Annotated in this window: 17 protein-coding genes and 1 pseudogene; 9 read left to right on the plus strand and 9 right to left on the minus strand. The window is 66.5% G+C overall.

Going from position 1 to position 24,600, the window contains the following annotated elements:
• Positions 1 to 66: 66 nt before the first annotated feature.
• Both ACZK45_RS02365 and ACZK45_RS02370 read left to right on the plus strand, forming a co-directional pair.
• Positions 67 to 786 (plus strand): response regulator transcription factor, encoded by a 720-nt coding sequence (locus ACZK45_RS02365; RefSeq protein WP_014645826.1) that lies wholly within the window; start codon positions 67 to 69, stop codon positions 784 to 786.
• The gene (locus ACZK45_RS02370; RefSeq protein ID WP_180837565.1) at positions 783 to 2,252 is read left to right on the plus strand and encodes a sensor histidine kinase; all 1,470 of its coding nucleotides are present in this window, start codon (positions 783 to 785) and stop codon (positions 2,250 to 2,252) included. The genes ACZK45_RS02365 and ACZK45_RS02370 overlap by 4 nt, the downstream gene beginning before the upstream one ends.
• On the opposite strand, the gene ACZK45_RS02375 is transcribed toward ACZK45_RS02370, so the two are convergent.
• Entirely contained in the window at positions 2,249 to 3,595 is a 1,347-nt protein-coding gene (locus ACZK45_RS02375; RefSeq protein WP_253143392.1) for an ATP-binding protein, read from the minus strand. The genes ACZK45_RS02370 and ACZK45_RS02375 overlap by 4 nt on opposite strands.
• A complete protein-coding gene (locus tag ACZK45_RS02380; protein ID WP_010484092.1) occupies positions 3,592 to 4,281 on the minus strand; it encodes a winged helix-turn-helix domain-containing protein in 690 nt (229 codons plus the stop codon). The genes ACZK45_RS02375 and ACZK45_RS02380 overlap by 4 nt, the downstream gene beginning before the upstream one ends.
• A 349-nt stretch (positions 4,282 to 4,630) precedes the next feature.
• Between ACZK45_RS02380 and asnB the strand changes: the two genes are divergently transcribed.
• Positions 4,631 to 6,532, plus strand: coding sequence for an asparagine synthase (glutamine-hydrolyzing) (asnB, locus tag ACZK45_RS02385; protein ID WP_121504809.1), 1,902 nt, complete (start codon positions 4,631 to 4,633; stop codon positions 6,530 to 6,532).
• A 373-nt stretch (positions 6,533 to 6,905) separates the two neighbouring features.
• Here asnB and ACZK45_RS02390 read toward each other — a convergent pair whose 3' ends face one another.
• Complete coding sequence (locus ACZK45_RS02390; RefSeq protein ID WP_253143393.1) at positions 6,906 to 7,253, minus strand: phasin family protein; 348 nt, start codon at positions 7,251 to 7,253, stop codon at positions 6,906 to 6,908.
• A 117-nt stretch (positions 7,254 to 7,370) separates the two neighbouring features.
• Entirely contained in the window at positions 7,371 to 7,733 is a 363-nt protein-coding gene (gene queD, locus ACZK45_RS02395) for a 6-carboxytetrahydropterin synthase QueD (RefSeq protein ID WP_005407953.1), read from the minus strand.
• 192 nt (positions 7,734 to 7,925) lie between these two features.
• Here queD and ACZK45_RS02400 point away from each other — a divergent pair, with 192 nt between their 5' ends.
• Together ACZK45_RS02400 and ACZK45_RS02405 are read left to right on the plus strand one after the other, a co-directional pair.
• On the plus strand, positions 7,926 to 10,565 hold the full coding sequence (locus tag ACZK45_RS02400) for a TonB-dependent receptor plug domain-containing protein (RefSeq protein ID WP_478445395.1): 2,640 nt from the start codon (positions 7,926 to 7,928) through the stop codon (positions 10,563 to 10,565).
• Positions 10,566 to 10,639: 74 nt separating this feature from the next.
• Entirely contained in the window at positions 10,640 to 13,234 is a 2,595-nt protein-coding gene (locus tag ACZK45_RS02405; protein ID WP_478445396.1) for a M14 family zinc carboxypeptidase, read from the plus strand.
• A gap of 571 nt (positions 13,235 to 13,805) precedes the next feature.
• Here the strand turns inward: ACZK45_RS02405 and ACZK45_RS02410 are convergent.
• Positions 13,806 to 15,221, minus strand: a complete 1,416-nt coding sequence (locus ACZK45_RS02410; protein ID WP_049461652.1) for a DEAD/DEAH box helicase — start codon at positions 15,219 to 15,221, stop codon at positions 13,806 to 13,808.
• Positions 15,222 to 15,882: 661 nt separating this feature from the next.
• A pseudogene (locus ACZK45_RS02415) lies at positions 15,883 to 17,232 on the minus strand (IS3-like element ISStma2 family transposase).
• Positions 17,233 to 17,510: 278 nt separating this feature from the next.
• Between ACZK45_RS02415 and ACZK45_RS02420 the strand changes: the two are divergent.
• Both ACZK45_RS02420 and maiA read left to right on the plus strand, forming a co-directional pair.
• Positions 17,511 to 18,500: a fumarylacetoacetate hydrolase family protein gene (locus tag ACZK45_RS02420; RefSeq protein ID WP_032127967.1), complete on the plus strand. Its 990-nt coding sequence runs from the start codon at positions 17,511 to 17,513 to the stop codon at positions 18,498 to 18,500.
• Positions 18,501 to 18,514: 14 nt separating this feature from the next.
• A complete protein-coding gene (maiA, locus tag ACZK45_RS02425; protein ID WP_478445397.1) occupies positions 18,515 to 19,183 on the plus strand; it encodes a maleylacetoacetate isomerase in 669 nt (222 codons plus the stop codon).
• Positions 19,184 to 19,228: 45 nt separating this feature from the next.
• On the opposite strand, the gene ACZK45_RS02430 is transcribed toward maiA, so the two are convergent.
• The 3 genes from ACZK45_RS02430 to ACZK45_RS02440 form a co-directional block, all read right to left on the minus strand.
• Positions 19,229 to 20,689 (minus strand): UdgX family uracil-DNA binding protein, encoded by a 1,461-nt coding sequence (locus ACZK45_RS02430; protein WP_478445398.1) that lies wholly within the window; start codon positions 20,687 to 20,689, stop codon positions 19,229 to 19,231.
• Entirely contained in the window at positions 20,670 to 21,947 is a 1,278-nt protein-coding gene (locus tag ACZK45_RS02435; RefSeq protein WP_478445399.1) for a putative DNA modification/repair radical SAM protein, read from the minus strand. The genes ACZK45_RS02430 and ACZK45_RS02435 overlap by 20 nt, the downstream gene beginning before the upstream one ends.
• Before the next feature lie 130 nt (positions 21,948 to 22,077).
• Positions 22,078 to 23,205, minus strand: a complete 1,128-nt coding sequence (locus tag ACZK45_RS02440; protein WP_032127971.1) for a PilT/PilU family type 4a pilus ATPase — start codon at positions 23,203 to 23,205, stop codon at positions 22,078 to 22,080.
• Positions 23,206 to 23,326: 121 nt separating this feature from the next.
• Here ACZK45_RS02440 and ACZK45_RS02445 point away from each other — a divergent pair, with 121 nt between their 5' ends.
• Positions 23,327 to 23,692 (plus strand): DUF4398 domain-containing protein, encoded by a 366-nt coding sequence (locus ACZK45_RS02445; RefSeq protein WP_049398394.1) that lies wholly within the window; start codon positions 23,327 to 23,329, stop codon positions 23,690 to 23,692.
• Positions 23,689 to 24,573 carry an OmpA family protein gene (locus ACZK45_RS02450; protein WP_478445400.1) on the plus strand — a complete coding sequence of 295 codons (885 nt, stop codon included), beginning with the start codon at positions 23,689 to 23,691 and terminating at the stop codon, positions 24,571 to 24,573. Before ACZK45_RS02445 ends, ACZK45_RS02450 begins: the two co-directional genes overlap by 4 nt.
• Positions 24,574 to 24,600 lie beyond the last annotated feature (27 nt).

A 24,600-nucleotide genomic window follows, 5' to 3' on the forward strand; every position in this document is an offset into this window, starting at 1 on the left:
CGTGAGGTATCGGCGGCCGTCCCGCGCCACAATGCAGCCAGCTTCCCCACTGGCCCCGAGCTGCCAATGTCCACCAAACGCGTGCTGATCGTTGAAGACGATGCCCACATCGCCGACCTGCTGCGCATGCATCTGGGCGATGAGGGTTACGACGTCGCCCATGCCGCCAGCGGCGATGCCGGCCTGCGCCTGCTCGAGCAGGACGGCCCGTGGGATGCACTGGTGCTGGACGTGATGCTGCCCGGCGTGGATGGGCTGCAGGTGTGCCAGCGTGCACGCGCGATGGCGCGCTATGTACCGATCATCATCATCAGCGCGCGCGGCAGCGAAACGCAGCGGATCGTCGGCCTGGAACTCGGCGCGGACGATTACCTGGCAAAACCTTTTTCGATGCCGGAACTGGTGGCACGGGTGCGCGCGCTGCTGCGCCGCGCCGAGGCGATGGCGCAGAGCGCGCGCATCGATGCCGGCGCGATCGAGCTGGGCGGGCTGCAGCTGGATCCGGTCGCGCGCACCGCGTCGGTGGATGGCAATACGTTGGAGCTGACGCCGCGCGAATTTGATCTGCTGCTGTTCTTCGCCCGTCATCCGGACCAGGTGTTCGCGCGCATGGAGCTGCTCAACCAGGTCTGGGGCTATCAGCACGATGGTTACGAGCATACGGTCAATACCCATATCAACCGCCTGCGCAGCAAGATCGAGCCGGACCCGGCCAACCCGCGGCGGCTGCTGACGGTGTGGGGCCGCGGCTACAAGCTGGTCGACCCGGCCGGGGCGGCGGCATGATCAAGCCCAATCTATGGCAGAAGCTGGCGGCGGTGATCGCCGCGCTGATGCTGATGTGCTGCATGGCGTTGCTGGCACTGCAGATGCGCGCCAACACCCGCCATGAGCAGGAAGTGGTGCAGCGGCTGTCGCTGGGCCTGGCCGAACACATCGCCCAGCGCAGCGAACTGATGGACACCAGCGGCATGCGCGATGCGGCGGTGCGTGCGCTGTTCGGCCAGCTGATGGCGGTCAATCCCAGCGTCGAGGTCTACCTGCTGGACGACCAGGGTCGCATCCTCGGCCACGATGCACCCAGTGGGCATCTGGTGCGCAACAAGGTGGACGTGGCACCGTTGCGTCGCCTGCTGGCCGGTGCGCCGCTGCCGATCCTCGGTGATGACCCGCGCAGCGCCGATGGCCGCAAGGTGTTCAGCGCCGCACCATTGATCGTGCAGGGCCGGCCGGCCGGCTATGTATACGTGGTGCTGGTCGGCGAGCACCGGCAGATGCTCGCCGACGATCTTGCCGCGGGCAGCCAATGGAACACCACGCTGTGGTCAGTCGTGCTGGTGGGGGGCCTCGGCCTGTTTGCCGGGCTGGTGGCGTTCTACTGGGTGACGCGTCCGCTGCGGCGCCTGACCCGACGCATCCAGGCGTTCGACATCGACGCGCCGACCCCACTGCCGCCGCCGGAGCCACTGCGGCCCGGTGAGCGCGATGAACTGGTGATCCTGGAACACGCACATGCGCAGATGGCGCAGCGCCTGGGGGAGCAATGGCAGCAGCTGCGCCAGCAGGACCTGCAGCGGCGCGAACTGGTGGCCAACATCTCGCATGACCTGCGCACGCCGTTGTCGTCGCTGCACGGCTACCTGGAAACGCTGGCGCTGAAGGACGCCACGCTGTCCCCGGACGAGCGCCGCCGTTACCTCGGTATCGCGCTGGCGCAGAGCGCCAAGGTTGGTCGGCTGGCGCGCGCGCTGTTCGAGCTGGCGCGGCTGGAGCATGGCGAAGTGCGCCTGGAGTGGGAAGTGTTCGCGCTGCCGGAACTGCTGCAGGACGTACTGCAGAAATTCGAGCTGGCGGCGCAGGCACGCAACCAGCGCCTGCACGCCGCGTTCCCGCCCGGCCTGCCGCTGGTGCGTGCCGACCTGGGCCTGGTCGAGCGCGTGCTGACCAACCTGCTCGACAATGCATTGCGGCACGCACCGGAAGGTGGCCGGATCGAAGTGTGCCTGCGTGCGACCGCGGACAGCATCGAGGTGAGCGTGGCCGATGATGGTCCCGGCGTGGCAGCGGCGCTGCGTGCGCAGTTGTTCCAGGCGCCGGCCGCGCTGGGCGCACGGCGTGGCGAGAACGGTGGGCTTGGCCTGCTGATCGTGCAGCGGATCGTGCAGCTGCATGGCCGCCGCATCGAACTGCGTGACAGTGAGCGTGGCGCGCTGTTCGTGTTCGCGTTGCCGCGCGCGGAGCCGGCGGCCTAGCAGGCCGCCTCGCTCTCCACGGCACCGCCGCTTTCCAGCGGCAGGTGCAGGCGGATGCAGGCACCGCCCAGCTCCGAATCGGTCACTTCAACGTGGCCGCCATGCTTGTCGGCCACCACCTGCACCAGCGCCAGGCCGAGGCCGAAACCGGGGCTGCCCGGATCCAGCCGCACATAGGGTTGCAGTACCTGGCCGCGCAGTTCGGGCGCGATACCGGGGCCGTCGTCCTCCACCTGCAGGCACAGCCAGCCGTCGTTGACCGTGCTGGCGATACGGATCTGCCGCCGTGCGTAACGCAGGGCATTGCCGAGCAGGTTGCGCAGCGCCAGTTCCAGCATATGCCGGTTGACGTTGACCAGGCCTGCCGGCGACAGCACCTGCTGTACCGGCAGCGGCAGCGGTGCGAACTGGGCCACCACGCCACGGACCAGTGCCGCCAGCTGCAGGCGCTGGCGGGTCAGCTGATGGCAGCGGCCCAGCGCGGCGTACTCGACGCCGGCATCGGTGAGGTGCTGCAGGCGATCGACGTCGGTGCGCAGGCCACCCAGCGCATCGCGCTGGATCTCGTCGAGTGCGGTGTCCTCCAGGTCGGCCAGGCCGAAGCGCATCCGCGCCAACGGCGTGCGCACTTCATGCGCGACCGCCTGCGCCAGCACGCGCTGGCTCTCCAGCAGCTGCTGCAGCTGCTCGGCCATGTGGTTGAAGGCATTGGCCAGCGGCCGCACCAGCGCGGTGCCGGCACGCGGCGCACGCGTATCCAGCTGGCCGTCGCGCATCTGCCGCGCCGCCTGTGCCAGCTGCGACACATCGCGCCACAGGCGGTAGACCATTACATACATCGGCAGCGCCACGGCCACCATCAGGATCAGCAGCAGGATCGCCACGCCGGACACTTCGCTGTCCTGCCAGCCTTCCTCAGGCAACGCTTCATCCAGTGGCCCCAGCATCACGGCATAGTCGCTGTCGCCGATCCGCTGCAGGCTGCGCATGTGTTCCAGGTCGATCTGCACACGGCCGTTGTTGAACGGCGGTCGCTGGCTGGCCGACAGCGCCTTCTCCGCCTCGGCCAGCGGCACCATCCGCAGGGCATAGGCGAAGTCGGCGTCGAGCCCTCGTGCCAGCGCCGGCCACTGGTCACGTGGTGTTTCCGCGAAGCGTTGCTGCAGCAGCGCATGGGTGCCACGCATCTCGGCCAGCAGGCTGGCTTCGGTGCGGTCTTCCAGCAGCGCATCCCAGGCCCACAGGCCCAGCACGATCAGCAGCAGGTGGGCGACCAGGAAGCCGATGCCGTAGCGCAGGAAGTGGAAGGCGTGGCCGCGCATCGCCGAGTGCGTGCGCTTCATCCCCATGCCGAGCGGCTGAACAGGTAGCCGCGTCCACGGACGGTCTTGATCCGCTCCGGTTGTTCAGGGTTGTCGCCCAGCTTGCGGCGCAGGCGCGAGATGCGCGCATCGATCGAACGGTCCAGGCCGTCAAAGGCGATGCCACGCAGGCCGCGCAGCAGCGCATCGCGGTCCAGGATCTGGCCGGCGTTGCTGGCCAGCAGGAACAGCAGGTCGAACTCGGCCGTGGTCAGCTCCAGCAGGCCGCCCTGCAGGTGCACGTTGCGGGTGGACGGGTCGATGTTCAGCTCGCCGAAGCGCAGGCTGCCGTCGCGCGGTTCGACCCGGCGATGGCGGCGCAGGTGGGCACGCAGGCGGGCGAGCAGCACCCGCGGTTCGATGGGTTTACCGATGTAATCGTCGGCCCCCAGCTCCAGTCCCAGCACCTGGTCGATGTTGTCGGTGCGGGCGGTCAGCACACAGATGATGCCGTCATAGTGGGGCCGGATCTGCCGACACACTTCGAAACCATCCTGGTCGGGCAGGCCGACATCGAGCAGGACCAGGGCCGGCTTCTCGGCCAGGATCCGGGCCACCGCGCGCTCACCACTGCGCTCATGGGCCACCTGATAGCCATGCCGCTGCAGATAGTCGCTGACCATCGTACCCAGGCGGGCATCGTCTTCAACCAGTACGATATCCAGCATTTTCAAGGCCTCCGTGGGGCGTACGTACCGCCACGGCACGAGCGCGGCGATGCTATCCCAGCCTGCGGGCCGCCCGGGTCCCGGGGGCGGGCGCCATTCAGCCGGGGTTGCTGGCGCTCGGGCCGGGCCTCAGGCCTGGCAACAACTTGGCGTCCAGCATAGCTTGTTGCCGTTACAAAACGTTACCTTCGTGATACGTCTGGTGACCATCGCTGACAGCAAAGCGACTGACGCGGGGCAGGTGGGGCGCCGAGCATGGAGTCTCCTCCGCTCCGCGTGCCGTTCCCATGTCGCTCGCCGCCCCCTGCCTGCTGAACCCGTCCCGCCGCTGCCGCTGCGGAGGTGCCCGATGAGCGGCGTGGTCGGGGCCTGGTTGCCGCCCGCCGAGGACGAACATCTGCTGCAGCAGCTGGCACCGATGCTGCGCGCCCTGCAGCAGCGTGGCCGGGGCCGCATCGGTTACTGGACCGACGCCGAGGCCGGCCTCGCGCTGGGCCATTGCCGGGCGCCGACCGATACCCCGCTGCAGCCGCTGAGCTCGGATTGCGGCCGCTACGTGTTGTGCTTGGACGGCCGCCTGTACAACCGCGCCGACCTGCAGGCGCAGCTGCGCGAGCTGCCACGCAGCTGCAGCGACGCCCGGCTGCTGCTGCAGGCGATCGTTGAATGGGGCGTAGAGCGGGCGCTGTCGCGTATCGAAGGCGCGTTCGGTTTCAGCGTCTGGGACCGTGAGTCGCGAGCGTTGTGGCTGGCGCGTGATCCGGTGGGCGAGCGGCCGCTGTATTACGGCTGGTTCCAGGGCCAGTTCCTGTTCGCTTCGGAAATGAAGGCGCTGCAGGCCTTCGCCGGTTTCGCCCCGAGCATCGACCAGGATGCGCTGAGCCTGCTGCTGCGCCACGACTATGTGCCGGCGCCGCACACCATCTACCGGGGCATCCACAAGCTGGTGGCCGGCGCGGTGCTGCGCGTCGATCTGGATGACCACGCTGCCGGCGGTTCCAGCCAGGCGGCGGAAGGGGGCGCGCGCTACTGGTGCGCACGCGATGCGATGCAGAGTGCGCTGCAGGAACCCCTGCAGCCGGCGCCGAGCCTGGAACAGGCCACCGACCAGCTGGAAGTGGTGTTGCAGAAGGCGATCGCGGCACGCATGCATTCGCCGCTGGCCTGCGGTGCGTTCCTGTCTGGCGGCACCGACTCGTCGCTGGTGACCGCGATGATGCAGGCGCAGTCGACGCTGCCGATCGAGGCCTGGACGGTCGGCTTCGACGATCCCGGCCACGACGAAAGCGATTGGGCCTCGCAGGTCGCTCGCCACCTGGGTGTGCAGCACCATCTGCACCGGATGGATGCGCGCCAGGGCCTGGACCTGCTGCAGCGCCTGCCGCAGGTCTGGTGCGAACCGTTCGCCGACGCCTCGCAGCTGCCGACCCTGTTGGCCAGCGAACTGCTGGGCGCGCGCAAGCCGGTGGCGCTGACCGGCGACGGTGGCGATGAACTGTTCTTCGGTCATCCCAGCTATGGCCGGGCGCTGCGCAATGCACGCCTCTGTGGTGGCTTGCCGGACTGGGTGCGTGACTTGGCGCGGCGCAGTGGCAACCGCATGAACGTCGAGCGTGGCCGCCTGGGCGGTTGGCGTGCGCTGGTGGCCGAGGTTGCCGCCAACGATGTGGAAGGGCATTACCTGCAACGTGTCACCCGCTGGCGGCAGCCGGCGCAGGTGGTGCTGGGCGCACGTGAGCCGATGACGATCTTCCAGCAGCAGGACACCGCGCTGCCGGCCGAGGCGCGCATCCAGCTGTTGGATTTCCGCATGGATCTGGCCGAGGGCATCCTCGCCAAGGTCGATCGTGCGGGCATGGCGGCGGGCGTGGAGACGCGTGCGCCGCTGCTGGACATGGAGGTGGTGCGTCTGGCCTGGCGCCTGCCGCAGCACCTGAAGTACCACGATGGTGAGCACAAGCGGATCCTCAAGCACCTGCTGGCGCGCTACCTGCCGGAACCGCTGGTGTACCGCCCCAAGCGCGGTTTTGGCCCGCCGATGGCGCGTTGGTTGGCGGGCCCGCTGCGCGATTGGGCGGAGGCGCTGCTGGACCCGCAGCTGTTGCGCAACCAGGGGTGTTTCGATGTTGCGCGCGTGCGCGGTATCTGGGAGGCGTTCCTGCGTGGCGAGCGCAAGTGGCACACGCACCTGTGGAACGTGCTGATGTTCCAGGCGTGGCACCAGCATTGGCACGGTGGTCGCGGGCGCTGAGCGGTTTCTGCATCGCGTGCGGCGGATTGAATCATCGTGGCGCGGGGCGGATGCCCTTGCGTACGAATGTCCTCCGGCGCCTAGTTGAAAGGCGCCACGAGCGCTGCGCTTTACCTGCCGTAAGCCGAGCCTCGTCGGGGCGGGCAGGGGTCTGGGCAAAGTAAAGGAGGAGGTGACGGCCAACGGCCGGCGCCGGGGGACATTTGCCCAGGCCCCTGCCCGCCCCGGCGGGGCCCCTCAGCTCGCAGAGAGTCCAGACGAGGAAGCGCTTTGGAATCCGAACGCCAGGCAAAAAAAGACCCGGCAGAGGGAGGGATCTGCCGGGTCCGGATTGCGCGGGGGGAGGGACCCACGCAATGAGCGTTGCGTCGCGTCAGTGGTTGTTCGCGTCCGCCGTTGATTCGTTGTAGCCCTGCACCAGTTCGGACCAGGCCTTGCTGGCCTGCAGGCTGAGACCGACTACGTCCTGCTGGGCCTGGCCCAGCCGCTGCAGGTTGTCCTGCCACAGCTGTGCGCCCTTGTTGAGCACCCCGGCCGCGTCGTCACTGCGGGCCAGCTCGCCGAGCCAGCCGCCGGTCGCGGTCAGGTTGCGCTCCATCGCCTTCAGCTGCACCCCGAACATGCTTTCCGCGTTCTCCAACGCCAGCCGGTTCGCACGCGTTGCCGCGGCGGCGAGCTGGCGGGTGGCATCACTGAAGCGATCGCTGAAGGCGGTGGCCATGGGGGCATCAGGGAGTGGCTTGATGCAGTGCAGCATACGCCGTTGATGCGGCAATGCAACAAAAATAACAAAGGCGCCCAAGGCGCCTTTGAAACACCTTTCAGATCAATGGGTTGATCAGGCAGTGGGGCCGCGGTAACGGCACCCCGACGTGCAGGTTTCGTGCACGGTGATCTCGCTCAGCGCCGGCAGGCTCGGCTTGAGTTCGTTCCAGATCCACACCGCCAGGTTCTCGCTGGTCGGATTCTCCAGGCCGGGGATGTCATTGAGGTAGTGATGGTCCAGGCGGTCATAGATCGGCTGGAAGGCCGCCTTGACGTCGCCGAAATCCATGATCCAGCCGGTCTGCGCACCCGGCTCGCCCTCGACCTTCAGTTCCACCCGGAACGAGTGGCCGTGCAGGCGCGCGCACTTGTGCCCCGGCGGCACGTTGGGGAGGCGGTGCGCCGCCTCGAGCATGAAGACTTTGAAGATTTCCATGGCGCGATTGTACGCCGCAGGTGGCCGGCCAGCCTGAGCGGATGTTGGGCTTTTGTGAATTAAGTCTTTTCATCCGGATGAAGAGATGATAGTTTCACTTATATCCGTATGAAGAGATGTTATTGGCCGGACCCCGGCCGGGCATGGACTACTGCGGAACTTCGTCGCCCTTTCCACCTCCCCCACATCGTCATGCCCAAGCACACCCTGCTCGTGGCGGCCCTGGCCGTCGCTCTGGCCGCGCCTTTGTCCGCCGCCGCCGAAACCTTCGCCGACGCCAGTGGCGAAGCCAGCACCCTGGCTGCCGTGCGCGTCACCGGTTCCAACATCAAGCGCACCGATACCGAGGCCTCCAACCCGGTGCAGGTGATCGGCCGCCAGCAGCTGGAACAGACCGGCAAGGCCACCGTGGCCGATGTGCTGCGTTCGATCTCGGCGAACACCGGCAACGCCAGCAACGAAACCACCAACAACGGCTGGGCCTCCGGCTCGGCCGGCATCGGCCTGCGTGGCCTGTCGCAGAAGAACACGCTGGTGCTGCTCAATGGCCGTCGCCTGGCCAACTACGGCTTCCCGGCCGGTGGCCTGTCCGACACCTTTGTTGATCTCAACGCGCTTCCGCTGGTCGCGGTCGAACGCATCGAAGTGCTCAAGGATGGCGCCTCGGCGGTCTACGGCTCCGACGCCGTGGCCGGTGTGGTCAACATCATCACCCGGCAGAACTTCGAAGGCGCCGAGATCGGCGGCAGCTTCGGCGGCGCCGACCAGGGCGGCCTGCACGAGCAGAACCTGAAGTTCGTCGGCGGCCTCGGTGATCTCGATACCGACGGCTACAACATCCTCTTCAGCCTGCAGGGCTACAACCGCGAACGCCTGGATCAGGACGAACGCAACCTGACAAAGAGCGGCATCTACACCGACAAGCCCGGCGGCCGCTGGAACGGCTGGTCGGCCAAGGGTGCGCGCTATCTGGTCAACGGCGTGTCGGTGCCGATGCTCGATGCCAACGGTAACTGCCCGACCGGTACCACCCGCGTTGCCAGCGCGCCGATCGACGGCTTGGCCGGTGATACCTGCGGCTTCAACCAGGCGCCGTTCACCACGCTGATTCCCTCGACCAAGCGCTACCAGGCCTATGCCAACGGCACCTTCCGCCTGAACGACAACGTCGAAGCCTTCGGCGAAGTGCTGTACAGCCAGATCAAGAGCACCGCGTGGTTTGGCAGCAGCCCGTTCTTCACTCTGGAGAGCGGCCGCTTCGCACTGAACGCGGACAGTGGCCTGGCCGAGCCAGTGTCGTCGCTGCTGCCGGCCAACAATCCGTACAACCCGTACGGCCGTGCGATCCCGATCGAGTACACCTTCTTCGACCTGGGCGGCACCCTCAAGACCAACCGCTCCACCGCTTACCGCGGCGTGTTCGGCCTGCGTGGCACCACCGCGAAGTGGGACTGGGAAGTCGCAGCGTTCGGCGCGCGCAGCAGCGAGCGCGAGAGCGTCTCCGGTGGCTTCGCCAACCGCTGGGCGCTGGCCGATGCGCTGGCCACCGGCAGCTACAACCTGCTGAACCCGGCCGCCACGCCGCAGTCGGTGCGCGACTCGATCAACATCGCCACGCTGCGTCCGGCCGAGTCCAAGCTGCAGGGCATCGATGCGAAGATTTCCGGCAGCCTCGGCCATACCTGGGCCGGCGAGATCGGCTTCGCCGCCGGTGCCGAGTGGCGCCGCGAGAAGCTCGATTCCAACAACCCGTGGCAGATCGACGCAGGCCTGCAGGTGCGCCCGGCCATCGCCGAAGTGCACGGCAAGCGCCAGGTTAGTGCGGCCTACGCCGAAGTGAACGTGCCGCTGGCATCGACGCTGGAGCTGTCCGCTGCCGCGCGCGCCGATCACTACGATGATTTCGGCGATGCGTTCTCGCCGAAGATCGGCCTGCGCTGGCAGCCGCTCGACTTCCTGCTGGTGCGTGCCTCCGCCTCGAAGGGCTTCCGTGCGCCGTCGCTGTCGGAGAACTCCAACAGCACCAGCATCGCCTACGGCAGCGTGGTCGATCCGCGTGACCCGGACGTGCCGGGCTCGCGTCAGAACCCCACCTTCTTCACCGTCGGCAACAACGAACTGAAGCCCGAGCGCACCAAGAGCGTGAACTTCGGCGTGGTGCTGTCGCCGTGGGCCAACACCAACCTGAGCGTGGACTACTACCGCATCCAGCTGGACAACCTGGTCGGCACCAACAACACCCAGACCCTGGTCAACGACAACGTGGCCGGTGCGGTGCAGCGCGATGAGCGCGGCAAGCTGCAGGCGGTCTACAACCGCTACCAGAACCTGAGCGAGCTGAAGACCTCGGGCATCGACGTCGAGCTGCGCCAGCGCATCCCGACCGCTGCGCAGGGCGACTTCACCGTGTCCTCGGCCTACACCCACGTGCGCGACTACCGTCGCCCGACCGTGGTCGGCGGCCCACTGGTGGACTACGCCGGCAGCAACCTGGGCGCAACCCTGCCCAAGGACAAGGCCACCACCACGCTGGACTGGAAGTACGGCGACTTCAACGCAGCCGTGACCTGGTACTACACCAGCAGCTACCGCCAGGAAGCCAGTACCGCCGCCAAGGCCGTGCAGCAGCGTGTCGGCAGCTACAGCCAGTACGACCTGTACCTGGCCTACACCGGCATCGACAAGCTGACCGTGTACGCCAAGGTGCAGAACCTGGCCGACAAGACGCCGCCGTACGACGCCTCGTTCCCGGGCATCCGCGCGCCGTACGACTTCAGCCAGTACGACCTGCGTGGCCGCTACTTCACGCTGGGCTTCGATTACCGCTTCTGATCCATCCGCCGCGACCGGTCACCTGAAGGGACCGGCCGCGCGACTGTCTGCCGTTGTGTTCCAGGGGAGTCATCGTGTCCTTGCATCGTCGTGCCGTTCTTCCGTTGCTGCTTGCCGCCGCCACCGCACTGTCCTCGCCGCAGCCGGCGCAGGCACAGAGCGCGTACTTCTTCCCGCAGGTCACCGACGCAGCGGCGTTCGATGCAGCGGTGCCCACGCCGGAGCAGTTCCTCGGCTACCCGATCGGCAGCCGTTACACCCGGCACGATCAGCTGGTGGCGTACTTCCAGGAACTTGCGAAACGCTCGGACAAGATCAGCGTGCGCGAGATCGGCCGCAGCTATGAAGGTCGCCCGCTGCTGATCGCCACCGTCACTGCTGCAGGCAACCACGCGCGGCTGGAACAGATCCGCCAGCAGCACGCGACCCTGGCCGATCCGGCGCAGCCGCGCAGCGCCGCCGGTGACAGCCCGGTGGTGGTGTGGCTGGGCTACAGCGTGCATGGCAACGAGACCTCCAGTGCCGAAGCGGCGATGCTGACGGCGTACTACCTGGTGGCCAACCGCAGTGCCGAAACCCAGCAGTGGCTGCAGCAGGCGGTGGTGCTGTTCGACCCGGCACAGAATCCGGATGGCCGTGATCGTGCCGCCAACTGGCACAACGCCTGGGCCTCCGATCCGGCTTCGGCCGACCCGGCCGACAAGGAACACGTCGAGCCGTTCCCGCAGGGCCGCACCAACCACTACTTCACCGATCTCAACCGCGACTGGCTGGCCCTGACCCAGCAGGACTCGCGGCCGAAGGTGGAGGTGTTCCACCAGTGGTACCCGAACGTGCAGATCGATTTCCACGAGATGGGAAAGGACAGCACCTACTACTTCGAACCGTCGCCGAAGAGCATGCACAGCCCGCTGATTCCAGCGGCGTCGTATGAATTCAACAAGACCCTGGCCAAGTACCACGCGCAGGCGCTGGATGCGCTGGGCTCGCTGTACTACACCGGCGAGAACTTCGACAACTTCTCGCCGGTGTACGGCTCGACCTATCCTGATTTCCACGGTGCCGTCGGCGTTACCGTCGAGCAGGCCAGCTCGCGGGGCCGCGTGCAGGAGTCGATGAATGGTCTGCTGACGTTCCCGTTCACCATCCGCAACCAGGTGGCTACCGGGCTGGGCACGGTGCGCGGCGCGGTAGCCGAGCGCAGCGGCCTGTTCGACCTGCAGAAGCAGTTCTTCCGGAGCGCGTTGAAGCAGGCCGCACAGCAGCCGGTGAAGAGCTTCGTGTTCGGCGATGCGCATGATCCGGCACTGACCCGGCGCCTGCTGGAACTGTTGCTGCTGCATCGCATCGAGGTGCGCGCGCTGGATCGTGACGTCAGTGTCGATGGCCAGCGCTTCGATGCCGGCAGCGCCTACGCGGTGCCGGTGCAGCAGGCGCAGTTCCGCCTGGTGCATTCGATCTTTGCCGAGACGCCGCCGATCAAGGGCGATGTGTTCTACGGCAGCACCAGCTACGCGATTGCACCGGCCTACGGCGTGGCCTTCGCCGGTAGCCGCAGCCGCATCGACGGCGGCGCACGCGTGGCGGCGCTGCCGGCGGAGCAGGGCACCGTGCTGGGCGGCCAGGCAGGATTCGCCTACGCGATCGACTGGCGCGACTACAATGCCGGGCGCGCGCTGGCCGCGCTGCAGGGCAAGGGCGTGAATGCACGCGCGGCATTCCAGCCGTTCACCACCGCGACGGCGCAGGGCGAGGCCAGCTTCGCCGCCGGCAGCCTGGTGATTCCGGTAGCCGGGCAACCACTGCAGGGCACGGCGTTGCTTGAGGCAGTTACATCCGCCGCACGCGAGGCAGGTGTGCAGGTGCACGCGCTGTCCAGTGGCCGCAGCCGCGAAGGCATCGACCTCGGCAGTGACGGCGTCAAAGCGCTGCGCAAGCCTGCGGTGGCACTCGTGATGGGCGAGGGCGTGGCCGCCACCGAAATCGGATCGGCGTGGTTCCTGTTGGACCAGCAGCTGCGGTTGCCGGCCAGCAAGCTGGATCCGCAACAGCTGGGCAAAGTGCCGCTGGACCGCTACACCACCATCGTGTTGTCCGGCGGCACCTATACCGGCGTCGATGCCACGGCGGTGGCTGCACTGAAGCGCTGGGTACAGGCCGGTGGCTCGCTGGTGACGTACGGCAGTGCCTCGAAGTGGGCGATCGAACAGAAGCTGGCCGACGGCGAGAAGCTCGGCAAGGAAGAAGATGCAGCTGACGAAAGCCGTCGCGCGTTCGGCGATCAGCGCGACATCGCCGCGATCGAGCGGGTCAGCGGCAACATCCTCAGTGCCGATGTTGATACCAGTCATCCGCTGGCGTTCGGTGTGCCGCGCCGGCAGCTGGCGATCAACAAGGAGAACACGGTAACGCTGCAGCCGAGCACGAACCCGTTCTCGACGGTGGTGCGCATCGACACGCCGCCGCGGGTGAATGGTTATCTGTCCGAGCGCAACCGCGCGCGGGTGGCAGGCAGCGCGTGGCTGCTGGTGTCGGCGCAAGGGCAGGGCAACGTGGTGCTGTTCGCCGATGATCCGGCGCATCGCAAGTACTGGCACGGGACGGATCGACTGCTGATCAACGCGGTCTTCTTCGGGAATCTGGTGAATCCGAGTAAAGCGCGGGGTTGAGGCGTTTGGCGCCGAGTTGTTGCTGGGTTTGGGAGGCAGGGGGCCTCAGCCAGGACACGCCGTAAACCCATCCATGGGGGCTCGATGGCGCCATCCTTGGCGCCAACGGTCCTGGCTGAGGCCCCCTGCCTCCCATGACAGTTTCCTGCGGGCGCGGACGCATCAGACCCCAAGGCGGGAGCAAGGGCAAATACAAAAGCAAAAGCAAAAGCAAAAGCAAAGCCAGGAATTGCGACTTCGGCTTTTGCCTTTGAATTTGAATTTGAATTTGAATTTGAATTTGAATTTGATCTTTCTTCTCCCGGCTACCCGGCGGGACAAGAAGGCGCAGGCAATGCTTGAAGCGGATGGGCATGGGGGCAGCGCAGAACCGTTGGCGCCATGGATGGCGCCATCGAGCTTACATGGACGTATTTACAGCGTGTTCTGCGCTGCCCCCATGCCCATTCGCCCTCGGTACTGCCACCGCGTGCTTTATCACCCGGTAGCCCGCAACAAAAAAGGACGGCGCGTCAGCGCCGTCCCTCGATAGCCCCCGCGCAGCGGGAAGCACCCTCCATGTCAGCTGGGATCAGCCGGCGCGACCGCCGCCGTTGCCACCCTGGCCGCGGCCACGGCCGCCACCATTGCCGCCACCGCCACGACGCTGGCCCTGACCGGCACCTGCACGCTGCTGGCCATTGCCACCGCCCTCGCGACGGCCACCACCGGCCTTCTTCGGGCCCGCATGCGCATGGCGCGGCGCATCGCCGTGCGGACGGCGCGCGTGGCTCTTGCGCGGTGCGCGCTCGCCGGTATCGTGCTCGGCTTTGCCCGGCGCACTGTTGCCCCAGCGGATCGGCGTCTGCAGCTCGAAGCCCGGCACATCGCGGATGTCCATGTCGCGGCCCAGCAGGCGCACGATCGCGCGCAGCAGCTTCACTTCATCCTGCGCCACCAGCGAGATCGCCTGGCCGGTCGCGCCGTTGCGGCCGGTGCGGCCGATGCGGTGCACGTAATCTTCGGCCACCATCGGCAGGTCGAAGTTGATCACCTTCGGCAGCTCGTTGATGTCGATGCCGCGCGCGGCGATGTCGGTGGCCACCAGCACGGTCACGCGGCCGGCCTTGAAGTCGCCCAGCGCACGCAGGCGCTGGCCCTGGCTCTTGTTGCCATGGATCGCCGCGGTCTTGATGCCCGACTTTTCCAGGAACGTGGCCAGCTTGTCGCTGCCGTGCTTGGTGCGGGCGAACACCAGGGTCTGCTCGCGGCTGTCCTGCGCCAGCAGGTGCAGCAGCAGGTCACGCTTGCGACCGGCATCGACCGGGTGCACGCGGTGGGTGATGGTTTCGGCCACGGTGTTCTTCGGCGTCACCTGGATCTGTTCCGGGTTGCGCATGAACTCCAGCGCCAGCTGGCGGATGTTGTCCTCGAAAGTGGCCGAGAACAGCAGGGTCTGGCGGTTCTGCTTCGGCAGCTTGGCCAGGATGCGCTTGATCGACGGCAGGAAGCCCATGTCGAGCATGCGGTCGGCTTCGTCCAGCACCAGCAGTTCAATGCCGGACAGGTCGATGCTGCGACGCTCGAGGTGGTCGATCAGGCGGCCCGGGCAGGCCACCAGCAGGTCCACGCCACGGCGCAGGATGTCCAGCTGGTTGCCCATGCCGACGCCGCCGTAGATGCAGGCGCTGGGGATGCGCAGGTACTTGCTATAACCGCGCAGGCTGTCATGCACCTGGGTGGCCAGCTCGCGGGTCGGGGCCAGGATCAGCGCGCGCGGCTTGCGCGGGCCGCTGCGCACTTCCTGCGAGGCGGTGCCCAGGTGCTGCAGCAGCGGCAGGCCAAAGGCAGCGGTCTTGCCGGTACCGGTCTGTGCGCCGGCCAGCAGGTCGCGACCCGCCAGCGCCAGCGGGATCGCCTGCTGCTGGATCGGGGTCGGGTTTTCGTAGCCCTGCTCGGCAAGCGCACGCAGCAGGAAGGGCGCCAGGCCCAGCGATTCAAAAGACATTGAGATTGCTCCAAGTACAAGAAACGCCTGTCCGATCGGACAGACGGGGGCAGATCAAACTGATCGGCTGACTCGGAGCGTTCCCGTGAACCGCGCTGCGAGAATTGGGTGCAGCCGGCACGAAGCGCAGGCTGGAATGCGTGACGAACGGCGTCGGAGTGGGGGCGGGCGAAGAGGGCGGACCCTGGTCGCCGGCGGTCCCGGAGGGAAACGGACGGCCGCTGCAGACCCTGTAAGTCTAAACGATGTTTGAGACTTCACGCAAAAAGGCCTGTTCAGGTAGGGCGGGCTCTCTGCAGGGCTGCGCCCTGCACCCGCAGAGGCTGAAGCAACGTCAAAGGCAGGGTTCCTGTGGGTAGGCGGGGTGGGTCCGGTGGCAGGGGACGCTGCAAGTACGTCCATGTAAGCTCGGTCGCCGCATCCATGCGGCTCACGCCCCTGTCACCGGACCCACCCCGCCTTCGACAGTTTTCCGCGATCTGTCGAATCTCATTCGATCAATTTCGGTGTCTGACGGATCTCGACGATGAATGATGTGGATGTTCGATCAGTCATTGGGAACCTGTCGGGGGTGGGGCGGTGTGGGTGGGCAGGACCGTTGGCGCCATGGATGGCGCCATCGAGCCCCCATGGTGAAGTGACCCCCGAGACTTGGACGGGGTCAGGCGGCCGATTGGGCCTGCTCCCGGTACTTTATCGGGCTCAGACCTTTCAGTTTCAGTTTGATGCGCTCTTCGTTGTAGTACTGGATGTATTCCACCAGCCCAGCCTCCAGACTCTCGAGGCTGTCAAAGCTGTTCAGGTAGAAGAACTCCGACTTCAGCGTTCCAAAGAAGCTCTCCATCGCCGCATTGTCCAGGCAGTTGCCGCGCCGGGACATGCTTTGCTTCAACGAGTGCTTTTCCAGCATATGCCGGTAGTTTTCATGCTGGTACTGCCAGCCCTGGTCGGAGTGGATCATCGGGCGCTCATCCGGGGAAAGCTTCTTGATGGCCTCCTCCAGCATTTGACCCACCAGATCAAATACGGGCCGACGCTTGATCTGATAAGCCACGATTTCGCCGTTGTAGAGGTCCATGATCGGCGACAGGTACAGCTTCATGCCCTGCACCTTGAACTCGGTCACGTCAGTCACCCACTTCTGGTTGGGCCGCTCGGCATGGAACTGGCGATTGAGGTCATTGCCAACCACAACATTGGCCGCCCCCTTGAAGGCCTGGTAGCGCTTCACACGCACCCGCGATTTCAGTCCCATCTCCCCCATCAGGCGCTGAACCCGCTTGTGATTGGTCCGATGACCCTGATTGGCTAATTCCAGCGTCACCGTGCGATAGCCATAGCGCCCTTGGCTTTGATCGTAGATTGCACGGATGCGCTCGCACAGGGCTGCCTCATCCTGATCCGGATGGGCCAGGACATGGTTCTGGTAATAGAACGTACTGCGTGACAGCTCAGCTGCTTCGAGCAGAAGCGACAGCGTATGAACCTGCCTCAATCCTTGGACGGCTTGCGCTTTGCGTCCTGCGCCGCCTGCTCTTCCCGGATCAAGGCATCGAGTTTTTTTAGGTAGTCGGTCTCCGCACGCAGATAGGCGACTTCCTTGAGCAGCTCATCGCGGCTCATATCCTCAGGTGGCTTGGACGAACGGGTCTTTTTCATCGGCTTTCGGGGCGGCGGCGGAGGGGGTGCCAACGCTTGGGCACCGCCTTGAGCATACAGGCGCCGCCATCGCCCCACCGCCGGCATCGCCAATTTGAAAGTAGGTGGTGGCCTCCCGCCCGGACAAGCCGTCCTGGCTCATCTTCTCCAGGACAGCCAGTTTGAACGGGAGGTCATAGGACCGGGCCTGGCGATGAAATCCCCGCCTACCATGCAGCCGATAGGTCGCCACCCAGCGCCTGACCGTGGAGAACTCCAGGCCGTGGCGACGGGCAATGGCTTTGACCGATGTGGAGGTCTTGCAGGCCTCTTTGGCGACCTGCAGTTTGAAACGCGCGTCGTATTTGTTCATGTATCCCTCGGGGTTGGATCTGGTGTCCAACTCCCGGGGGTCACTTCAAGGACGGGTTTACGGCGTGTCCTGCCCACCCACACCGTCCCGCCCAGCTCACAGACAACCCAGAGCCGGCTGTTGCTGTTGACGTTGCCCTGGCTTGAAGCAGGTGCAGGGTGCAACCCTGCCGAACCCCCCACTACGGTAGGGTGGGCCGATGCGGCGCTGCAGCTTGGCGCCGCCGCAGATTTGATTACACTTGAAACTTGTTTGCCCACGACTCCGGACACCCACCCATGAAGCTTGGTTCTTTGAAGGAAGGCGGCCGCGACGGCACCCTGATCGTCGTCTCGCGTGACCTGCGCCACGGCGTGCGCGCCACCGGCATTGCCGCCACCCTGCAGCAGGCCCTGGAGGACTGGAGCCACATCGCGCCGCGCCTGAACGCCCTGTACGAATCGCTCAACGCGGGCGACGCCGATGGCGTGTTCGACCTGGACCCGCAGGCGCTGGCCGCGCCGATGCCGCGTGCCTATGAGTTCGTCGATGGCAGCGCCTACCTGCCACATGTCGAGCGCGTGCGCCGCGCCCGTGGCGCCGAGGTGCCGGAGAGCTTCTACACCGACCCGCTGATGTACCAGGCGACCAGCGCCGGTTTCTACGGTCCGCGCGACGCGGTGAAGGTGGTCAGCGAGGACTACGGCATCGACCTGGAAGCAGAGATCGTGGTGATCACCGACGACGTGCCGATGGCCGCCACCCCGGAACAGGCCGCAGGCCATATCCAGCTGGTCGGCCTGGTCAACGATGTCTCGCTGCGCAACCTGATTCCGGGCGAGCTGGCCAAGGGCTTCGGCTTCCTGCAGTCCAAGCCGCGCTCGGCGCTGTCGCCGGTGTTCGTCACCCCCGACGAGCTGGGCGCCGCGTGGCAGGACAGCAAGGTGCACCTGCCGCTGCTGACCCACATCAACGGCCAGTGGTTCGGTGCGCCGGAAGCGGGCGTGGACATGCAGTTCAACTTCGCCCAGTTGGTTGCGCATGCGGCCAAGACCCGTCCGCTCAGCGCCGGTACCATCGTTGGCTCGGGCACCATCGCCAACGAGGACACCAGCAAGGGCGCCTCGTGCTTCGCCGAGCAGCGCGTGGTGGAGACCCTGCGCGACGGCAAGCCGAGTACGCCGTTCATGTCGTTCGGCGACGTGGTCCGCATCGAGATGCTCGATGCCGCCGGCAACAGCATCTTCGGTGCGATCGAGCAGCGCATCGAACAGGCGACCAGGCCCTGAGCAGGGAGGCGGCGATGGAGATCCCGGTCGACGACGGCATCGTGCTGTACACCTACTGGCGATCCAGCGCCGCCTACCGCGTGCGCATCGGCCTGGAGCTGAAGGGCCTGGCCTGGGACGCACGGCCGGTGCACCTGGTGCGCGAGGGCGGCGAGCAGCACCTCGACGCCTATCGCGCGCTGAATCCGCAGCAGCTGGTGCCCACCCTGCTGCATGACGGGCACACGCTGACCCAGTCGTTGGCGATCGTCGAGTATCTGGACGAGCGCTTCCCGCAGGTGCCGCTGCTGCCGGCCGACGCCGCCGGCCGCGCGCGGGTGCGTGCGCTGGCCCAGCTGGTGGCCTGCGATATCCATCCGATCAACAACCTGCGGGTGATGCAGTACCTGGAGCGCAGCCTGCAGCTGCCAGCCGATGCCCGCACGCAGTGGACCCTGCACTGGATCGCCGAAGGCTTCGATGCCATGGAAGCGATGCTGGCCAGCAGTCGCGACACCGGCACCTTCTGCCACGGCGACCGCCCCGGCCTGGCCGACCTCTGCCTGCTGCCGCAGCTGTACAACGCCCACCGCTTCGGCCTGGACCTGACGCCGTACCCGACCCTGCGCCGCATCGAAGCCGCCTGCCAGGCGCTGGACGCCTTCGACCGCGCCCGCCCGGAAAACCAGCCCGACGCCGCCTGAAAGTAGAGGGGACGGAGGGGATTAAGTCGTTTGTGCAGTTACGACTTAATCCCCTCCGTCCCCTTTTTGTTGCAATCGGGCCAGATCATCTCGGAACAGCCGATAGGCATCCTCGCGGCGCGCATCGTCGGTCTGCCGCAACACCCATGCCGGGTGCACCGTGGCATAGCCGCGAGTGCCGTCCTCGAGGGTGTGCCAGCGTCCGCGGTCGCGTGAGAGGTCGAACCCTCGACCAAACACCGAGGCTGCCGCTGTCGCGCCGAGGCACACGATCACCTGGGGCCGCACGCGCGCGATCTCACCCATCAGCCAGGGGCGGCAGGCCTGGACGTGGCGGCTTTCCGGCCGTTTGTGCAGCCGCACCTTGCCGCGCCGTTCATGGTGGAAGTGCTTCACCGCGTTGGTGAGGTACAGCGCCGCGCGATCGATTCCCAATTCGGTCAGCGCACGGTCCAGCAGCTGACCGGCAGGACCCATGAACGGCTGTCCGCGCAGATCCTCGGTGTCGCCAGGTTGTTCCCCGATCAGCATCATGCGGGCGTCTGCAGGCCCCTGCCCGAACACGGTCTGCGTGGACTGCTCCCACAGCGGGCACTGGCGGCAGGTGCTGGCCTGTCCGCGTAGATTCTCCAGACTGCTGGCATCCGCTGCTGGCATCGCAACACCTGCACGCAGGGGGATCCTGCGCTGCGGTGCCTGCGCGGGACGGTCATGCATTTCCTGTACGCGGTCGGCCGCATCGCGCACCAGGCGTGGCAGCAGCTGGGCCTCCGGCAGGTGGCGCCAGTACTTTGCCGGCATCTCCTGCATCATCATGCGTGTATTGAGTCGCGCCGGATTGAAGATGCTGGCGTAGTAGGTCTGCCACAGTGATTCGCGCGCATCCTCGGCCGGGGCATCCTCGCGCCGTGCGCCGGGGCCGAAGGCAAGCGCCTGCCCATCCCATGCGACGCTGCGCGAAGGCGTGAGGATCGCCCAGCGCATGCCGGTGAAGCGGCGCGCGAAGAAGGGCGCGACCCGGTCGACAATGTGGTGCTGTGGCTCAAACCAGGCGATGAACGCATCAGGCTGGCCAGGCACCTCGCGGAAGCGCACGAATGCCTTCATCTTGTGCGTGTCACGGCGGACGGCCTGGGCGAGCGCCGTTGCGCGCAGGACATCGGCGTCGGCGGGGTTGCTCAGCACCGAACGCTCGCCATGGACGATGCGCCACAGCAGGCGATACAGCAAGGCCAGTCGCTGGGGGTCGCGATGGCACAGGCAGGTGGCCGCCAGTTCCAGGAAATCGCGGGGCACGTTGGGTGCACTGGCATCGGCCAGCATCGGCGCCCGCTGCACGGCCGGCGCATCCAGCAACGACGTTTCGCTCCCTTCCAGCCAGTCCAGCTGAGGCGGGGCCACGCCTCGCAGCAACGCTTCGCGCGCAGCATCGCGCCAGGCCTGCAGCGACCACTGCGGGTCCACCCGCAGCGACCAGCGCTGCGCGTCAGGCGGCGGGCGGTGCATCAAACAGCGATCCCTGACGAGGCGGTGGGGCCAACTGCGCGCGCAGCGCCGCCGGATCGTCCAGCGATTTGCGTGGATGGTGGTCAGCCAGCTGCACAAACGGAAGCAGTTTGCTCATCGGTGCCTTCAGGCGTGCTACATCGGCAACCCGCAGGCGACCGTGGCGGCGTGCCATCAGCACCCGTTTCACGTTGCGCACGCCCAGCCCGGGTACGCGCAGCAGCATTTCCTTCGGCGCACGGTTGAGATCCACAGGAAAGCGCTCGGGGTGACGGATCGCCCAAGCCATTTTCGGGTCGATATCCAGGTCGAGCATGCCGTCCTGGGTGGTATCGGTAATCTCATCCACGCCGTAACCGTAGAAGCGCAGCAACCAGTCGGCCTGGTAGAGGCGATGTTCGCGCTGCAGCGGAGGCGGTTGCAGTGGCAGCTGCCGGCTGGCGTCCGGAATCGGGCTGAACGCGGAGTAGTACACCCGGCGCATGCGGTAGTTGCCGTACAGCGCATCGGCGCTGGCCAGGATCTGTTGGTCGTTGGCCCCGTCCGCGCCGACGATCATCTGCGTGCTCTGCCCGGCGGGTGCGAAACGGGGAGGGCGTGGACTGCGGCTGGCCCTCGGTGCCATCGCTGCGGGGGCTTTGCGCGCCTCCTTGGCTTCCTCGATGCGCCAGCGCAGTTCGCCCATCGCGCCGCGGATCGAATGCACCGTCTTCTCCGGCGCCAAGGCGCTCAGGCCGGCTTCGGTCGGCAGTTCCACGTTGATGGACAGGCGGTCGGCATGGCGCCCGGCGCTGGCCAGCAGCTCCGGCGAGGCCTCGGGAATGGTCTTGAGGTGGATGTAGCCAGCGTAGCGGTGTTCTTCGCGCAGCTGCCGGGCCACTTCCACCATCTGTTCCATGGTGTAGTCCGCATTGCGGATGATGCCGCTGGACAGGAACAGGCCCTCGATGTAGTTGCGTTTGTAGAAGTCCAGGGTGAGTGTGACCACCTCGTCCACGCTGAAACGTGCGCGGGGCACGTTGCTGGAGACGCGGTTCACGCAATAGGCGCAGTCGTAGATGCAGAAGTTGGTCAGCAGGATCTTCAGCAACGAAACGCAGCGGCCATCGGGCGTGTAGCTGTGACAGATGCCCATGCCCTCGGTGCTGCCGATACCGCCACTGACGCGCGAATCGCGCTTGCCCGAGCCGCTGGAGGCGCAGGACGCATCGTACTTGGCGGCATCGGCCAGGATGGCCAGCTTGCGGATGGTTTCCATTGAGGAAACCTACGGATGAGGGGTCTCATTGGATGAGACCGCCCCTGAATTCTTCAGGAAAAGGGGACGGAGGGGATTAAGTCGTAAATGCACTTACGACTTAATCCCCTCCGTCCCCTTTTTCGTGCGGTCAGAACCCGTGAGTGATGCTTGGCTGGCCGGCTGAGAAATCCGCGTACGGGTCGTGCTCGCCGCTGCTGCCTTCGGACAGGCGGAACTTCAGGGCCAGGCCATCGCGCGAGTCGGCCGCGCGCAGCGCTTCCTCCTGCTCGATGATCCCCGCCTTGGCCAGACGGAACAGGCACTGGTCGAAACTCTCCATGCCTTCCTCCAGCGAGCCTTCCATCGCCGCCTTGATCTCGTGCACCTGGCCGCGACGCAGCAGGTCACGGATCATCGGCGTGTTGATCAGCACCTCGGTGGCCGGCAGGCGACGGCCCTCCTTGTTCTTCACCAGGCGCTGGCTGATCACCGCACGCAGGTTCAGCGCCAGGTTCATCAGCACGTTCTTGTGCGCGCTTTCCGGGAAGAAGTTGAGGATGCGCTCGATGGTCTGGTCGGCGTTGTTGGAGTGCAGGGTGGCCAGGCACAGGTGGCCGGTCTCGGCGAAGGCGATCGCCGCCTCCATCGTTTCCGCATCCAGGATCTCGCCGATCAGGATCACGTCCGGCGCTTCACGCATCGCGTTCTTCAGCGCGTTGTGGAAGGCATGGGTGTCCAGCCCGACCTCGCGCTGGTTGACGATCGACATCTTGTGCTTGTGCAGGTACTCGATCGGGTCCTCGATGGTGAGGATGTGACCGGTGGTGGTGCTGTTGCGGTGGTCGATCATCGACGCCAGCGAGGTGGACTTGCCGGAACCGGTGGACCCCACCACCAGCACCAGCCCGCGCGGGGTCATGATGACGTCCTTCAGCACCTGCGGCAGGTTCAGCTCCTCGATGCTCGGGATGCGGCTGCGGATGGCGCGGATGACCATGCCCACTTCGCCGCGCTGCTTGAACACGTTGACGCGGAAGCGCCCGGCATCGGGCAGGGCGATGGCCATGTTGAGCTCCAGCTCGCGCTCGAACTGCGGCACTTGGCCTTCGTCCATCAGCGAGTAGGCGATCTTCTTGACCATGCCCGGCGGCAGGCCGGTATTGCCCAGCGGATAAAGCTTCCCCTCGATCTTGATGTAGACCGGTGCTCCGGTGGTCAGGAACATGTCCGAAGCGTTCTTTTCGGTCATCAGCTTCAGGAAGTAGCCGATATCCATTGCGAATTTTCCCCAACGAAACGGCCGACGCCCGTTGCCAGCACGGTGTCGGCTTGACGACAATGGCCGTGAACCGACAACCGGTACGGCCTCCCCAATGAAACGACTTAGCTTCGCACGAATGCGCCATGGCCTGTATGTGATGGCGTTTGCATTCGCACTGTCTGCCCCCGCCTGGGCGCAGGACGGCGCACTGGAACTGGCCCAGGCCCGGCAGGCGGTCGACAAGGCCACCCAGGCCGACGCCGACCAGTACGCCCCGGACCTGATCGGGCTGGCCCGGCAGGGGCTGGAACAGGCCCAGCGTGCTGCCGGCGACCGCCGCGAGCGCAAGAACGCCCCGGCGATCGCCCTGCGCGCCGCTGCCGATGCCGACCTGGCCCGCGCCCGCAGCGAGGAAGCCACCGTCACCGCGCAGCTGCAGCTGCGCCGCAACGAGGTCAACCAGCTGCAGCGCCAGCTGTCGACCGGGGAGGACCGCCGGTGAAGCCGATGACTGCCGCAACCCTGGCTGCCCTGCTGACGCTGCCGACCCTGGCCCTGGCCGCCGACAACCCGATGGTGGCGCAGCTGAGCCAGCGTCTGATGGCCATCCAGGCCAATCCCGACACGGCTGAGCTGGGCGCCTTCGAGCGCATGCAGGCCCAGCAGGCCATCGCCACCCTGGAAAAGGCCAAGCGCCGCGACCAGGAGCTGGCCACCTACCTGGCCGAGCGCCGGGTGGAGATTGCCGAGACTGCCGTGCGTGCCGCACTGGCCGCGCGTGAGGTCGACCGCCTGGAGCGCACCCGCAGTGATCTGCTGATCGAGGCCAGCCGCCGCGATGCCGCCCGTGCCCGCCAGGAGGCCGAGCAGCTGCGCATGCAGGCGCAGATGCAGGCCGAGGAGGCTGAGCGCCTGCGCCAGGCCGCCGAGGCCGAGACCCTGGCCCGCCAGGATGCCGAGAATGCTCTGACCAGCGTGGCCGGCAAGCAGCAGCAGCGCCTCAGCGCCGCCCAGCAGAACGCCGCCAAGCTGGCCCGCGAGGAAGCCGAGCTGGTATCCGGGCAGAAGTTGCCGGGCTCGAAGTTCGATGGCCGTGGCGAAGTCTTCACCTTCAATGGTGACGCATTTGCCGCTGGCGCCTCCAGCCTGTCCGGTGGGGCCCGCAACCAGGCCAAGGCGCTGGCCGAGTACCTGAACATCGGCAAGAAGGGCCGCCTGCGCATCGAGGCCTATGACAGCGCCAACGGGGTCGGTCAGAAGCGCGCCGAAGCGCTGCGCGACGCCCTGGTCGCGGGCGGTGTCGCCAGCAACCGGATCCAGCTCAGTGGCAAGAAGGCCGCGTCCACCCGGGCACGCTCGGCCGAGGTCATCATCGCCCCGTAATTGCTTGATATTGTTTGTTTTTCGTTG

The organism is Stenotrophomonas sp. 63632_Sma, assembly GCF_056482875.1.